The 15,784-nt window shown below is 36.1% G+C and carries 10 protein-coding genes; 1 reads left to right on the plus strand and 9 read right to left on the minus strand.

Annotated elements, in window-relative coordinates; genetic code table 11:
• Window positions 1-207: 207 nt before the first annotated feature.
• The 9 genes from L1276_RS20930 to L1276_RS20970 form a co-directional block, all read right to left on the minus strand.
• Window positions 208-1,467: a YeiH family protein gene (locus tag L1276_RS20930; RefSeq protein WP_253791290.1), complete on the minus strand. Its 1,260-nt coding sequence runs from the start codon at window positions 1,465-1,467 to the stop codon at window positions 208-210.
• 51 nt (window positions 1,468-1,518) lie between these two features.
• Window positions 1,519-3,138, minus strand: coding sequence for a sulfatase-like hydrolase/transferase (locus L1276_RS20935; RefSeq protein ID WP_253791291.1), 1,620 nt, complete (start codon window positions 3,136-3,138; stop codon window positions 1,519-1,521).
• Window positions 3,139-3,334: 196 nt separating this feature from the next.
• Window positions 3,335-4,051, minus strand: a complete 717-nt coding sequence (locus L1276_RS20940) for a thioredoxin domain-containing protein (protein ID WP_253791292.1) — start codon at window positions 4,049-4,051, stop codon at window positions 3,335-3,337.
• An 89-nt stretch (window positions 4,052-4,140) separates the two neighbouring features.
• Window positions 4,141-5,199, minus strand: a complete 1,059-nt coding sequence (locus L1276_RS20945) for a sterol desaturase family protein (RefSeq protein WP_253791293.1) — start codon at window positions 5,197-5,199, stop codon at window positions 4,141-4,143.
• A 239-nt stretch (window positions 5,200-5,438) separates the two neighbouring features.
• The gene (locus L1276_RS20950) at window positions 5,439-6,032 is read right to left on the minus strand and encodes a DUF1214 domain-containing protein (protein WP_253791294.1); all 594 of its coding nucleotides are present in this window, start codon (window positions 6,030-6,032) and stop codon (window positions 5,439-5,441) included.
• A 61-nt stretch (window positions 6,033-6,093) separates the two neighbouring features.
• Entirely contained in the window at window positions 6,094-6,645 is a 552-nt protein-coding gene (locus L1276_RS20955) for a DUF1254 domain-containing protein (RefSeq protein ID WP_253791296.1), read from the minus strand.
• 138 nt (window positions 6,646-6,783) lie between these two features.
• Window positions 6,784-8,706: an arylsulfatase gene (locus tag L1276_RS20960; protein ID WP_253791299.1), complete on the minus strand. Its 1,923-nt coding sequence runs from the start codon at window positions 8,704-8,706 to the stop codon at window positions 6,784-6,786.
• A 31-nt stretch (window positions 8,707-8,737) separates the two neighbouring features.
• A complete protein-coding gene (locus tag L1276_RS20965) occupies window positions 8,738-10,210 on the minus strand; it encodes a RagB/SusD family nutrient uptake outer membrane protein (protein ID WP_253791301.1) in 1,473 nt (490 codons plus the stop codon).
• A 16-nt stretch (window positions 10,211-10,226) separates the two neighbouring features.
• Complete coding sequence (locus L1276_RS20970; protein WP_253791303.1) at window positions 10,227-13,352, minus strand: TonB-dependent receptor; 3,126 nt, start codon at window positions 13,350-13,352, stop codon at window positions 10,227-10,229.
• 958 nt (window positions 13,353-14,310) lie between these two features.
• On the opposite strand from L1276_RS20970, the gene L1276_RS20975 reads away from it, so the two are divergent.
• Window positions 14,311-15,783, plus strand: a complete 1,473-nt coding sequence (locus L1276_RS20975) for a nitrate/nitrite transporter (protein WP_253791304.1) — start codon at window positions 14,311-14,313, stop codon at window positions 15,781-15,783.
• Window position 15,784 lies beyond the last annotated feature (1 nt).

Raw genomic sequence — 15,784 nt, forward strand, 5'->3', positions numbered from 1 at the left:
ATCTGCGAGAAACCTTTGCGACTTTCTTGTGTGATCTCTCCTTCGTCGAGATGACAAATACAGAGCTTAAACTTTGCGTAAATCCTTTGAACCTGGCAATTTTTGTTGCCAGGTTTTTTATGGTTTGAAGATGAAACTATTATAGAAATGAGGCAGTAGGTGTTTATCACAAATTACACAAATTCAATTCGTGGAGAATAAAAAAGATCATCCAAAAAGTAAAAAAGCAACAATCAACGTAACAATTACATTGAATAATTGTGCAATTAAAAAGGCATATAATGGTTTACGACTGTTATTACTCAGTAAATCTTTAAAATTGGTTTCTAAACCTATACTTGTAAAAGCTAATGCAAACCAAATTGACTGCAGATTTTTTAAACTGTCTTTTATGCCGTCTCTGGTTTCTGGTGTAATTAGAAATGAAAAAATTAAAGAAGCACCAATAAAACCAATTACGAATTTTGGAAAGCGTTCCCAAATGACTTTTAAAGTTGGTTTTGATTCCACAGTTTCTGATGCCGTATTATGCGAATACGTCCAATAAACTGAAATAGCAAAAGCGGCTAATCCTAACAAAACGTTCTGAGAGAATTTTACAATTGTACTAATTTTTAAAGCCGTTTCGCCAACTAAAGTTCCAGAAGTTGCAACAGCTCCGGAAGTGTCAATACTACCGCCGAGCCAGGCTCCGGTTACTTCTTCGGGGAAATTGAAGTATTTGGCAATAAGAGGCATGAAAATCATCATGGGAATTGCAGTTACCAAAACAATCGAAATCACATACGATAATTTCTTTGAATCTCCTTTAATTGCGCCCGATGTGGCAATTGCCGCCGAAACGCCGCAAATAGAAACGGCACTCGAAATCATCATTGTTAGTTCATCGTCGACCTTTAATTTTCGGCAAAGCCAAAAGGCGAAATACCAGACGGATATCACAACAACCAATGCCTGAATTAAGCCTAATGAACCTGCCTTTAATATATCTGAAAAAATAACACCGGTTCCCAATAAAACCAGTCCGATTTTGACAAAGACTTCTGTAGAAAGCGATGAACGAAACCATTCAGGAAGTTTGAAGAAATTCCCAATCACTAAACCTATTATCAAACTGAAAATAACGGCTTCTAAATTGATGGATTTTATAGCTGAATTTCCTGCGAGAATCAATGCAATCAATGTTAAAAGATAGACTATTGGAAAAGTAAACAGGAAATATTTTATGGATCTTCCAATCAAAAATGCTCCGATTGTGCCAATTGAAATGAGATATAAAAACTGAATTAAAAGAATTTCAAGGTTTGCTAAATCAAATACTTTCGTAAATAAATCAGATGTATTTGTCCAGCTGAAAACGGGAACTTCGGGAAGAAATATAAAAAGGGAAATCCCGATAATTATAAATCCTAAAATTACGACAGTCCAGTCTTCGTGAATATTAAATGGTTTAGGTTGGGTTGACATTTGTTTTTGATTTCCTGCAAGGTTTTCAAAACCTTGCAGGACTGTTAATTGTTATAAATCAACAAAGTATTTTTGTTTACCAAAGTTGAATTCATAATAAGTCAGATTGGGCCAAAGCGGTTTGATTAAACCTTTTTCCCATTTTTGTAAAGCAGTTTGTAATTCGTTTACTTTTTCTGGATTTTTTGAAGCCAGATCTGTAGTTTCAGACTTGTCTTTTTCCAGATTATAAAGCCATGTTTCGTGAGTTTTACCGCTAATGATTAATTTCCAGTCACCGCTTCGAATTGCTTTTGCATCTCCGGAACGCCAGTATAAATTTTGATGTGCTTGTTTGTTATTATTGACCACATCAATTAAATCAACACCATCGTAAACACGGTCTTTTGGCAGCCCTGAATGTGTTACGGCGGCAATTGTGCTGAAAATATCCAGAGAACTTACTGGCGTTTTATAAATCGTATTGGGTTTGATTTTTCCTTTCCACGAAAGTGCAAACGGAACATTTACACCGCCTTCAAAATGAGAAAATTTGCCTCCTTTTAATGGCGCGTTTGTTGTAGCAAAAGTATAATCGGCACCGCCATTGTCACTCGCAAAGAAGATTAAGGTGTTTTCTTCTAAACCTTCTTTTTTAACTTTGGCTCTAATTCTTCCAATAGCATCATCAAGTGCGCTGATCATGGCAAAATAAACACGTTTGTTTTCGTCTTTTACATTCGGGAAACGATCGTAATATTTTTTGCGAACCTGAAATGGCGTGTGTGGTGCATTAAAAGGAACGTAAAGCAAAAACGGTTTGGTTTTATTTTTATTAATAAAAGCTTCGGCTTCTTCTGCAAAACTTTCGGTCAAATATTTCTTTTCGTCAATAATAGTGGTGTCACGACGGATTTGTCCAATTCCAACACGGCCTTTTCCCCAAATCATTTTATCGGTAAAATCTGTATGGTGATGATTGATAATATCAGGATTATTATCTTCCGGAGCGAAAAGTGAGAACGCCTGATAAAAGCCGTAATGATAATCGAAACCTCGGTCTAAAGGAAAAAATCCTTTGTTATGTCCTAAATGCCATTTTCCGATAATGGCCGTACTGTAACCTTGTTTTTTGGCTAAGTCAGCAAAAGTAATTTCAGATTTTGGAAGTCCCTGAGTCGCGATTGAAGCTTCGTTTGGATATTCAATTTTAGGATTTAACCGCCAGCTGTTCGTATTCATTACATACTTAAAAGCATAATATTCTAAGTTGTTTTTTGGATAACGATCTCCAGGCTGATATTCATGTCCAAAACGTTCCTGATAACGTCCAGTCAGCAATCCCGCGCGTGAAGGCGAACAAATAGAAGATGAAACATAGCCGTCTGTAAAAGTTACGCCGGATGCAGCGAGAGAATCAATTTGCGGTGTCGGCGTTGATTTTCCTCCGTATAACGAAATATCATATTTGCCTAAATCATCGGCAAGGAGAATGATAATATTAGGTTTTTTTTCTGAAGCTGCAGAAGTGTCTTTTTGAGAAAGAAAATCGGCTTTTCCTTCCGCTAATTTTTCATCGGGTTTTATTAATGTTCCATCAGTATTAATTGGCCAGAATAAAAACGCAGCGAGAATGAGAAGCACTATTAGAATGGCTATTACGATTTTGGTTCTTTTTTTATAGACTGCCATATTTTGGTGAGTTAATTTTTGAATTTTGGTTTTACGTTGTTTGATTTTTTTATGTACAGTTTGTCAGGCCGAGCGAAGTCGAAGCCTATACAAGTAGCTCTGTCATGAAAATTTAATCTTTGTAGAGTTTCTAACGCGGGTTTAGACTTCGCTCAGCCGACACGATTGCAGCGAACTTTGTCCTGAAATTAGATTATCATTTTGAAGCCAAAGCCACATCAACATCTTTTTTCAAATCATTAAAACCATCTTTTTTGAAAATGATTTTACCATTTTGATATAAAATCAAGGTTGGGAAAACTTTTATGGTTTTTAAATCAGCAATAACTTGCGGGCTTGTTTCCAGGTCGATTTCTACAATTTTTAAATTCTCGCCATATTGGGTTCTGATGGTTTCTAAAACGGGTTTTACTTTTGTACACGCACCGCAGTATTTAGATCCAATATCGACCAACACCGTTTTATTATCCGCAACGATTTTATTGTATTCTGTGAGAGTGAGTTTGCTTTTAGAATTGGCATAAAAAGGCTTTCCGTTTCCAATCCAGTTCGCAATACCTCCTTCCAGACTATAAGCTTCTTTAAAACCATTTTTCAGCAATTCATCGGCCAGCCAAACGCTTCTTCCAGCTCCAATAGAGTAGGTAAAAACGGGTTTTGATTTGTCTAATTTTGCTGCTTGTTCCGCATAATTTTTCGACTCCAGATTGAAATTTACTGCGCCATTAATATGATTTAAAGCAAATTCTTCGGGACCGCGGGCATCAATTATCTGTGGATTTTTTTCAGCTTGAATTTTGCTGTAGAAAATATCAAGCGAAACGGTATTTGAACTTTTATTCTGCGAAAAGCCTGCGATCGCAACAAGTAAAATTAGGATTATAATACTGTTTTTAAGTCTATTATTTTTCATAACGGAAAGGTTTTGATAAAAGCGGGCAGTGTAATCAAATTCCTTTTGAATACACTGCCGTACTTTATGTTTTTATTTACTTTTTTCGATTAAGCCTGTTCTAAAACCGGAGTTTGCTCAATAGGTTCTTCTACTGGTTTTGGCTTTAAGGGAACTGATAAAACGCCGTCTGCTAATGCACTTCCTTCTTTTTTAGATTTGAATATCGGCCATAAAAATTGAGCGTACCATTCTTCTTGTTTGTATGATTTCATTCCGTAAGATTCTGGGAATTTACGAGTGATTAATCCGGTTCCGAAAATAACATCCCATATGAAAAACATATTTCCGAAGTTTCCTTTAAAATGACCCACACCGTCTCCGCTTGTATCTGCGTGATGTGCGTGGTGTGTGGCCGGAGTAGAAATCAATCTTTCTAAAACCCATGCAATTGGATGTAAAACTTTGTATTTGTAAAATGGTTTGTCCCAGGCAATACTTGAGTGCGCACCCAATGTGATGAAACTTTTAATTACCAAAACAAATAAAGCTGGTAATCCTAAACCTAAATACGTTAAAGTCGCCGTTAAATAAATCTGCGAGAAAAAAATCGTATAAATAAAGTTTTGTCTCGAAGCCATCGCCATTCCCATGTATGGAGCGGAATGATGGGTTCTGTGAAAACGCCATAAAAACGGAACTTGATGATGAAGTCTGTGATACCAATACTGCGTTAAATCATCGGCGATTGCGATTAAGAAAAAACCTCCCCAAAACGGAACCCATGATAATGAGTTTGCCGCATTTGGCAATAAATACGGTAAAGCGTTTAAGCTGAAAAAAGCAATTACCGGCGGTAAAATTAATTTTGGAGCAAGGAATGAAACAATATCAATTTTACGTTCTTCGCCTGTCCATTCATCATCATAAAGACCTGCTGTAAATTCGATAATTCCTAAAACTATCATAAATACAATTAATCCCCAAGTTCTAATGTTTTGAAATACGGGTTGTGCAAATTCTAAAAATGGAGGTAAAGTAATATGTGATGTGCTCACAACGTTATTTGTTAGTTTAAAATACAGTAAAATTGCCACTACTGGCAGGCTGTATATAAATAGACTAATGATTAAGTCTCTTGTTAATTTTTCTTTTTGAACTATTGCCATGATTTCTTATTTTAAAAATTGATTAATTAATACTAAACCTCCGGCTAAAATGGCCAGCGGAACTAAAAAGAGAATTGTACCAACGACAATCTTTTTTCCTATGATTTCATAATCTACTCGTTTCATATCCTTTTGTATTTTAATACTTTAGTGTAAAAATAAATAAATTAACTGCTAATTCTATGTATATAGTAGAGTTTTATTGTTTAATTTTTCACTAATTTGTTAGAATCTATATTTTACTTCACTTTTTGAATGGCTGGAAGCGTTTCAACCGTTAAATTTTCTCTTAGTTTTTCTGAAGGCAGATACAAACGAATGATTAAACTCGTTTTTTGAACATTATTGACAGGAAGCCAGTTTTCCTTTTTTTCTGTTCCCGAAAGATTGATTTTATAAGAAGTACTATCAGCTTCGTATTTAACATCTTCCAGATTGTAACTGTATTTGTTGATTGGGTTTTTAATTAAAAATCCATTTTCGTCATACGCTGTGATGCTCCAATATTTAGCATCCAGTTTTTTTCCGCTGATTATGTAATCTGATTTTGGGTCTAAAGCATTTCCTTCACTGTCAGTACTCGTGCTGAGGTAAATAACTTCTTTTTTCGTCAGTGCGTAAGGTCCGTAAACGGCAACTTGTGCAATTGTCAATAAATCAGCAGAGTTGAGGTCTTTGTCTTTATCAACCGTCTGCCAGTTGCCTATAATGCGCTGCGAATCACTTTTGCCTGATTTGATATTGTAAATACCAATACCGCTCCCTAAAACTATGGACAAAAGAACTAATCCTAATCCAATTGTTATTTTCTTAATTTTTTGATTTAAAGCCATTTTTATTGATTTTAAAATTGAATGTTTTCTTTGAGCAACTTTGTCAAAGTTGTCGTAGTCATTAATTCGATAACTTTTCTACTTTAACACCGTGTTGCAATTCTGCTAGTGTCTTAACCGGATACGCTTTTGAAACCAAATAGCGAAACAGAATTAAACCTTTTGTAGTTGGGCTGTAAATGATTTTTTCTTTCGGAATATCTCTTAGAGCCGCAGACGTACTTCCTTCCGGAGCTAAATAATATTCGAATTTTGCTTTTACTTTTTCTTCGTTTTCTACAAAATAATTGGTTGTATTTTCCTGATAAGCCGAAATTGACCAATACGTTGAATCAGGAACAATTCCAGAAATTTTCAGTACATTTTCTTTTAAATCGTAATTGATTGTAGAATACAAGAAATCAGGATTTGGAAGCGGAATTACTCTGCTGTTTTCAGCATTTGGCTGATCGCCAAATCTTGGTGTATTGACAAATCCCAGGCTTTTTTCTGCAAATTTATTCTGAACGTAATATGGAACTGCCCAAATGGTCAAATAGTAAAAAGTTACTGCAATTACTACAAGAATCAAGGCAAAAATGCCTTTCTTAATAAGTGGTTTTGTTGCTGCCATAGTTTATTTTTTTAGTTTTCCTGCAAGTCTTTAAAAACTTTGCAGGTATGATTTTTTGGTACTCAAAATCTATACAGACTTTTCTTGTAAGTAATTTGAAACCTGCAAGGTTTTAAAATCTTGCAGGTTCTGGAAACCTTATTTTGTAGTTTCTGTATCTGCCGGTTTAGTTACTTGTTTTACTAAATCCTGAAGCGTTTTTCCTTTATCAGCCGCAGTATTATGAATTCTTCTGTTATAAACATCCTGCCAGTCAATTAACGGATATACATTGTTTTCTTTTGCCTGCTCATCAAATAATTTCTGAAGTTCAGCCAGTTTTTCCGGATATTTTTTAGCAAGATTGTTACGCTCGTTAAAATCTTCGTTTAGATTGTACAATTCCCAAACATCAGTATCAAAATTACTTGCAGCCGGTTTTTCGTTATTACCCAAAGACTTTTTTACGGCAAATGAATCCGGTAAATGTGCCGCAGCGGCTTTCCAGCCATCTTTATAAATAGCTCTGTTTCCAAAGATGTAGTAGTACTGAACTTTGTGTAAAGATTCTGCTTTTGGATTATCCAAAGAGGCTTTGAATGTAGAACCCTGAATAATATCTTGTTTCACATTTTTGATATATTCCGGAGCTTTAATTCCTGCAATATCCAAAGTTGTTGGTAATAAATCAGTTACGTGGCTGTATTGATTTCTGATGCCGCCTTTGTCTTTAATTCCATTAGGATAAAATACAATTAACGGATTACGAGTTCCTCCTTCAGATTGTGCATCTTGTTTCCAGTTTTTAAAAGGAACGTTTGTTGCCTGCGCCCATCCTAAAGGATAGTTCGTATTTAAACCTTTTGCAGTTCCAATTTCGCCAATGTTGTTTAAGTTGCTTTGAAGATTTTCTTCATCTGATTTTCCTTGAGAAAATAAACTTTGGTTGATCGTTCCTTGTAAAGTACCTTCTTTACTGGCTCCGTTATCTCCAATTGCCACAAAAATCAGAGTATTATCAAGCTGATTGGTTTCTTTTAAATAATTAACCACTCTTCCAATTTCAGCATCTGTGTAAGTCAGGAATCCAGCATAAACTTCCATGAATCTTGCATATACTTTTTTCTGATCCGGTGTAAGTTTTTTCCATTCTGTAATCAACGGATTTCTTTCTGGTAAAACAGCATTTGCAGGCACAGTTCCTAATTTCTTTTGGTTTGCCAATACTTTTTCGCGATAAGCGTCCCAGCCTTCATCAAATTTTCCTTTATAAGGTTCAACCCATTTTTCTGCTACCTGATGCGGTGCGTGAACGGCTCCCGGTGCATAGTATAAAAAGAAAGGTTTTCCCGGTGCCGCTTTTTGCTGTGTTTTAATATAACTGATGGCTTTGTCTGTAATCAATTCATTTAAGTGACGTCCGTCTGGTTTAATATGCGTCTGATCTTCTACTAAATCAGGTTTATATTGATCAGTTTGCGAACCTAAGAATCCGTAAAAATGATCGAAACCTTTTCCAGTCGGCCATCTGTCAAACGGTCCAGCGTTTGAAGCTTCTTCATCTGGCGTTACACCATATTTTCCAACAGCAAAAGTATTGTAACCGTTGTCGCGTAAAATCTCAGCAATAGTTCCTTTATCAGAAGGAATTCTTCCGTCCCAGCCTGGGAAACCCGCCGATAAAACCGTGTGTGAAAAGCCGCTTACATGAACTCTTCCGGAATTTCTTCCTGTTAATAATGCAGCACGTGTTGGCGCACAAATTGCCGTAGTATGAAAGTTCGTATAACGTAAACCGTTATTCGCCAGATTATCAAAAGCAGGCGTGTTAATCAAACCACCAAAAGTACTTGAAGCTCCAAATCCAACATCATCCAACAAAATCCAGACAATATTTGGAGCACCTGCCGGCGCTTTAACCGGATCCGGCCAGTACTCTTTAGAATCGGCTAATGTTTTGCCAATTGTACCTTTAAATTCTTCTTTTTCTTGTCCAATTCCTAGTTGTGCAACTAGTATTGCAGTAATCAAAAGCCCTTTTTTAGAGCTTTTGACTGTGGCATTATTCATAAAATTTTTCATCGTAAATAGTTTTTTGGTTTGTGGTTCAAGTTTAATATCCAGGGTTTTGTGGTAAACCAACCGGATCAATATTTCTTTCACTTTGTGGAATAGGGTAAAGGTTGTTTTTTTCTGAAACGGAGTTTTTAGCTGTAACTTTTTTGATTTCTGTAACCAAAGTTCCCCAGCGAACTAAGTCAAACCAGCGCTGTCCTTCCTGAACAAACTCTTTTTTGCGTTCTTCCTGAATCGCTGCTCTAAATCCTGCTTGATCTAATCCTGTTAAATCTAGGGTTGCATCTGGGGCTGCAATGGCTTTTCCGTAAGCTCTTCTTCGGACTTGATTCAGCAGTTCAAAAGCTTCAGGAGTGGGAGCCCCTTGTTCGTTTATGGCTTCAGCCAAAGACAATAAAATGTCGGCATAACGAATTACAGGGAAATTGATCGCTACGTTTCCTGGCGTTGCCAAATTGGTTAAATCCAGATATTTTTTAAAAATTGGTTTTGGAAAAGTATATAAAGTTCCCGTTGTTGGGTTTGGCAGTTGTTTAGCATAACTAACATCTCTACGAGTGTCTCCAGCTGCATAAATATCATAAAATAACGCTACATCAGAAATAATATCTGCTGGTTCTGTTGCAGTAAATCCAGTAAAAGAAGTGGCCTGAAAAGTACTGCCGCTTGAACCGTTTCCAGCCTGATTTGGCTCAAACTGAACAGAGAAAATGTGTTCTTTTCCGTTCTTTTTTGTTTTAGTAAAAATGTCCTGAAAGTTTTCGAATAATCCATATCCGTAACCGCCGTTAATTACTTCTCTCGATTTCAAAATAGCATTTGGCCAGTCTTTTCTAGTCAGATATACTTTTGCTAAAATTGCTTTTGCAGCTCCTGATGTTGCGCGTCCGGCATCTGCAGCCGTATAAGCTGCAGGCAGACTTTCTGCATCTGTTAAATCCTTAATAATCTGAGCATAAACTTCATCTACAGTTGCTCTTCTTGATTTTAAACTTTCTAACTGAATAGAAGTCGGTTCGTGTAAAACAATCGGCACACCGCCCCAAAGACGAACCGCCTGAAAATAAAGCAATCCACGGATAAATTTAGCTTCGTTGATTAGTCTTGTTTTAACGACTTCGGTTCCAGATACTTTTGGAATATTATCAATAGAAACGTTGGCTCTGTTGATTCCTGCATAGATTTGTCTCCACGCTACCTGAACACGGTCAGATGTCGCATCATGTGTTAAACTGCTCAAAGCTCTAACCTGCGGATTAGTAGCTGAAACTCCCGCCGCAGCATAATCTGAAGCCATATCGGTTAAGAAATAAAGGTTTCTTCCAAATAAACTCTGTTCGCCAGGATCAAGGCTTAACGAAGCATAAACCGCAGTTACACTCGCAACAGCATCATCCTGGGTTACGAAATATTTATCTTCGGTTACAAACGAGGTTGGTGTTACCTCAAGGTCAGCGCACGATACAAATAAACCGGCACTAAAAAGGAATGTTATGATAATCTTTTTCATTTTATATTTTTTTTACTTAGAAAGTTACGTTCAAGCCCGAGATGAATGTTTTTGCGTTTGGATAAGAACCAAAATCAATTCCCGGATATAAGTTGTTTTGTTCGTATGAACTTACCTCTGGATCATATCCAGTGTATTTTGTCCAAGTCACTAAATTTTCTGCCGATATATAGAATTTTACACTTTTGGCTCCCAGTTTTTTAGAAGCGCTTTTTGGTAATGTATAACCCAGTGTAATTAATTTTAAGCGTAAGAAAGAAGCATCTTCTACATAACGCTCAGAAACAATTCCAAGCGGTGAACTTGTCGCTCTTGGGATTTCGTTACTTGGGTTTGTTGGCGTCCAGCGGTCTTCTAAAGTAACATTAGCATTTGTTCCAAGAGTTGAAATTTCTAACTGCTGATTTAAAGCGTTGAAGATTTTTCCGCCGTAAGATCCCTGAAAAGAGAAATTCAAATCAAAATCATTATATGAAATCGTGTTGCTGAAACTGCCGACAAATTTTGGCTGAGACGAACCTAAATTTCCTTTGTCAAGAGCTGTAATTACGCCGTCTCCATTCGTGTCAACATATTTTCTGTCCCCAACTTTTGTATTAGCCAAACTATTGATTTTTGGCTGTGTATTAACCTCTTCCTGAGTCTGGAAAATTCCGTTTGTTTTGTATCCCCAGAAAGTTCCCAGAGGCAGACCTACTTTTACCGTTACAGGCTGTTGCTGTAATAATGAACCATTTGGCACAACCGGGAAAAACTGATCGACTCCATTTCCAATCGCTACAACCTTATTTCGGTTAGCAGAAAAAACCACATTTGAATTCCATGAAAAGTTTTCCGTTTTTAGGTTTTCAGTCGTTAAACCAATTTCGATACCTTTATTTTCAACACCACCAATATTTTGAAGGACAGTTGCATATCCAGACGTTAACGGCACCGGAACGCTGATTAATAAATCGTTTGTTTTTTTGTAATACACATCAAAAACAAAATTGATTTTTCTATCTAATAAGGATAAATCTAAACCAACATTATATTGATCTGTTTTTTCCCATTTCAAATCCGGATTTGCCAATCGGGTAGGAGCAAGACCGGTATATAAAGTTCCTCCAAAAGAGTAGTTTACAGAACCCATTTGAGCTAAAGCAAGGTAATTTCCAATTTCCTGATTTCCTGTAGTTCCCGCTGTAAGTCTAAGTTTAGCCTCTGTTACACCTTTGATATTGTTAGCAAATTCCTCATCGGTAATATTCCAGGAGAAACCTGCTGATGGGAAATACCCCCAAAGAGATTCAGAACCAAATCTTGAAGAACCATCTGCACGGGCAGAAAGTGTAAAATTATATTTTCCTTTATAAGAGTAATTTACTCTCGCAAGCCACGATTTTAAAACACTTTCGAAAGCGTCGCTGTATGGTTTTACCGCGACACCATCCTGCAAAGCATTATACGTATTGGCATCGTTTACAAACGTATTCGCTCCTGCCGTTACAACTTCACCTTTAGTATATTGTAAAGTATAACCTCCTAAAGCTGAGAATTTATGGTCTTCGCCGAAGTTGGTATTGTAGTTTAATGTGTTTTCATTTAAAACAGAACTTACTAATCGGTCTCCAATAGAAGCTAAACCTTTTGTTCCGGCACCATTTGTAGTGTTCGAAGGCGCATAATAGTTTTGTTTTGTACTGATAACATCACCGCTTACGGCTACTTTTGCTGTCAGTTTTTTAGTGATTTTATACTCACCAAATAAGCTCGTTAAGATTCTGTTGATTTTAGTTTCGTTAATTGTATTTTCCAAATCATTAATCGGATTCGGAACAAAACCATTTACAGAAGTTGCATACGGGTTGTTGGTTACGTTGTAACTTCCGTCAGGGTTTTTAATAGGAACAACCGGAGCAGTTAATAAAATACTAACTAAAGGGTTTGGATTTCTTCCGCCGCTTCCATTAGTTCCTACGCCATTTGAAACAGAATTACTATAATTGGCATTCACACCAAATTTAAAGTTCTGAGAATAGTTTCTTTCATAATTCACACGAAGCGAAATTCTTTTAAAATCAGATCCTAAAACGATTCCTTCCTGATCAAAATATCCTGCAGAAACGGAGTATCTCGATCTTTCGTCACCTCCTGAAAAAGACAATTGGTGGTTTTGAACCGGAGTTGCTTTTCTAAATGCAGCCGACTGCCAGTCGTAACTTCCTGAATTTTTGAAAGCTTCAATTTGAGCTGCAGTAAACGAAGGTGCCTGACCAATACTAGCCTGAACATCGTTTCGTAAACTTGCCCATTGACTTGCGTTCATTATATGAAGTTTTTTTGATATATTTTGAATCCCAAAATAACCTTGGTACGAAATATTGTCCTGACCTTTTGTTCCTTTTTTGGTGGTAATAATTACAACACCATTCGCACCTCGAGAACCATAAATGGCGGTTGCAGAAGCATCTTTAAGAACTTCAATAGATTCAATGTCAGAAGGATTTATAGTAGATAAAACGTTTAAACTCGCACCAGCATTTGATACACCGGCAGAACTGTTTGAGTTGTCATTGTAAATCAGGATTCCGTCAACCACATATAAAGGTTCGTTACCCGCCGTAATGGAGTTTCCTCCACGAATTCGAACACTTGAAGAAGCACCCGGACGGCCAGAACTTTGTGTAACTACCACACCGGCAACAGCGCCTCGTAATAAGTTATCTGCCGATGACGTTACCTGAGATAAATTTGCCTTTGGAACTGAAGCTACAGAACCTGTAATGTCTTTTCTCTTTTGAGTTCCGTACCCTACAACAACCAATTCATCAAGTTCTTGTCTTTCTTCTTTTAAGTGAATCGTTACCGGATTTTTTTCAACTACGATTTCCAGTTTTTTATATCCTATATAACTTACGATTAGTGTGTAAGGAAATTTCTGACCTGTCTGAAAATAAAATTTACCTTCAGCATCTGTCTGTACGCCGTGTGTTGTGCCTTTAATATTGATTGATGCGCCTATAATAGGCTGATTTGTAACGTCATCGACTACAGTTCCGTCGAGTTTAGATTGAATAAGCGGTGTTGTATTTTGTGCGTGAAATTGCAGGGATGCTAACAAAATTGTAACCCATAAAATGAGATTTATATTTTTTTTCATTTCTTTGTAATGGTTTAAGTAATTAACAAGGCGCCCTGAGCGTTGAATTTTCAACCCTCTAATTGTTTCCTTGATTTAGTGATAAATGTTCTTTAAGCCTCGCCATTTCTGTTGCCGCAGAAATGGCTTTTTTTATTTACAGCAGCTTTGCATTGTTTTCATTTAGTTTTTTTTAGTTGGTTAATTATTTTCTTTTTTAAAATATAGATACATTCAAAAATTCCTTTTGATGCAGTTTCCGGCCTCAATTAGATATTCTTAATTCAATAAAAGTAATCTGGTGGTGAAATTGGGATTTCGTTTTTAGATTTAGAAATTTAATCTAATAACGAACGGATTGCGTTGGTAATTAACAACAGAAGCACATATAACAACAATTGTTATAAGTATCATTTTTTGGAAGAATATAATACGATATGCTTTCGGTTGTTTTCAAAATATTTTTTTTTGGTTTCGAATATTATTTTATAACTCTACTAATCCTATAGACAAAGTTAATTTTAATATAATAAAAACCAAAAGTTTAACCATTTTTTTTTGAAAAAGAATGATTTTGTTGAATTTTTGAAGGTAAAAAACATAGCTAATGTATTGATTATTAGTAATTTGTGTTTCTGTTTGAAGCTGTGAAAAATGTTAAATATTTTTTGAAAAGCGGTATGAAATTGTAGTATTTTACAGTTAAAATACTTGTTATTAATCACTTAGTAAACACTTTAAATTTCTAAAAAACGTCAGGAAAACACAATTTTAATTTCAAATCAAAAAATTCCATTTAAAGCTATTGGGTTTGAAAGTTTATTTGGAAACTTTTCAAATAGCTAGTAATTAGTGTTTTAATGTAAATTTTTTCTTAATTTTAAGATCTTCTATTTTTTGAAAAGAAAATAGAATTGTATACGCCGGAAAAATTGATTTATAGAGTACCAATTTTAGTAATTGTTAAAAAGTATTTTCTATGACAGATCTTTCAAAATCTCACCGCATTCTTTTTTTCAACACTTTAGCCTTCGTGGTTTGTTTTGCCTGCTGGACGCTAAATGGAGTATTAGTTACTTTTTTAACCGATAGAGGAATCTTTGAATGGACCGTCGTCGAAACAGGATGGCTCTTGGGAATTCCCATTTTAACAGGTTCTATAATGCGTTTGCCAATGGGAATCCTAACTGATAAATTTGGAGGAAAACCTGTTTTTTCCTGTTTACTGATTTTATCTTCAATACCGCTTTTTTTATTACCATTTGCATATAGTTTCTGGACTTTTGCCATTTTAAGTTTTTTGTTTGGAATGGTGGGAACCAGTTTTGCAATTGGCGTAGGATATACATCAGTCTATTATCCAAAAGAATGGCAGGGAAGAGCATTGGGTATTTTTGGAATGGGAAACTCCGGTGCTGCACTGACAACCTTTCTTGCACCGAGTTTATTGACAAAATTTTCCGAGAGTGATCCGGAAAACGGATGGAAATGGCTTCCTGTTATTTACGGATCGGCTTTATTAGTAATGGGAATTGTTTTTCTCGTCTTTACAAAAAATAAAAAAGTCGAAGCACAGTCTAAAACCGTTTCACAATTATTAAAACCACTTCAAAGAGCAAGAGTCTGGCGATTCGGGCTGTATTACTTTCTTGTTTTCGGCTCATTTGTAGCATTTTCGCAATGGCTTCTACCTAATTTTTTAAATGTATACCACACCACTTTAGTAATGGGCGGACTTTTTGCCGCATTATTTAGTCTTCCATCTGGCGTTATACGTGCTTACGGAGGATTTTTATCTGATAAATTTGGAGCACGAAAAGTAATGTATTGGGTCTTAAGTTCATCAGTAATACTAAGCTTTCTATTGATGTTTCCTAAAATGGATATTACCACGTCAGGATCTGGACTTGTAGCCTCAAAAGCAGGAACAGTAACCAAGGTTTCTGAAAATGAAATTGTTGTGGGAGGTAAAACATATCCCATTACACAAGAAGATAAAGATGCTGTACACAATCAATACTTTCCCTCTAAAAAATCATGGCAGGAAGTTGTTGTAGAACAAAATCAGCAAGTTCAAAAGAAAGATTTATTAGCCGAAGGAATAACCCAGATCCATTTTGAAGCCAATATGTGGGTATATTTAGTTCTGGTTATTTTAATTGGCGCAGCGTGGGGAATTGGTTCGGCTGCAGTTTACAAACATATCCCGGATTATTTTCCAAATGAAGTCGGCGTAATTGGCGGCATGGTCGGTTTGCTTGGCGGATTAGGCGGTTTTTTCGGGCCGATTATTTTCGGCTATCTTTTAAGTTTTACCGGTTTATGGACCAGTTCGTGGATGTTTATACTCGTTGTTTCTTTAATCTGTTTAATCTGGATGCATCGCGTTGTGGTGAGTTTAATGAAAGAGAAATCGCCAGAGTATGCAAAAGATATGGATAGAAAACACTAAA

Source organism: Flavobacterium sp. HSC-32F16, assembly GCF_024171645.1.
GTDB lineage: Bacteria > Bacteroidota > Bacteroidia > Flavobacteriales > Flavobacteriaceae > Flavobacterium.

Excerpts from the sequence above, each read along its gene's own strand:
- L1276_RS20950 (WP_253791294.1), bottom strand. The coding sequence starts at position 6,032 with ATGGCTTTAAATCAAAAAATTAAGAAAATAACAATTGGATTAGGATTA.
- L1276_RS20940 (WP_253791292.1), bottom strand. The coding sequence starts at position 4,051 with ATGAAAAATAATAGACTTAAAAACAGTATTATAATCCTAATTTTACTT.
- L1276_RS20935 (WP_253791291.1), bottom strand. The coding sequence starts at position 3,138 with ATGGCAGTCTATAAAAAAAGAACCAAAATCGTAATAGCCATTCTAATA.
- L1276_RS20955 (WP_253791296.1), bottom strand. The coding sequence starts at position 6,645 with ATGGCAGCAACAAAACCACTTATTAAGAAAGGCATTTTTGCCTTGATT.
- L1276_RS20970 (WP_253791303.1), bottom strand. The coding sequence starts at position 13,352 with ATGAAAAAAAATATAAATCTCATTTTATGGGTTACAATTTTGTTAGCA.
- L1276_RS20975 (WP_253791304.1), top strand. The coding sequence starts at position 14,311 with ATGACAGATCTTTCAAAATCTCACCGCATTCTTTTTTTCAACACTTTA.
- L1276_RS20930 (WP_253791290.1), bottom strand. The coding sequence starts at position 1,467 with ATGTCAACCCAACCTAAACCATTTAATATTCACGAAGACTGGACTGTC.
- L1276_RS20960 (WP_253791299.1), bottom strand. The coding sequence starts at position 8,706 with ATGAAAAATTTTATGAATAATGCCACAGTCAAAAGCTCTAAAAAAGGG.
- L1276_RS20945 (WP_253791293.1), bottom strand. The coding sequence starts at position 5,199 with ATGGCAATAGTTCAAAAAGAAAAATTAACAAGAGACTTAATCATTAGT.
- L1276_RS20965 (WP_253791301.1), bottom strand. The coding sequence starts at position 10,210 with ATGAAAAAGATTATCATAACATTCCTTTTTAGTGCCGGTTTATTTGTA.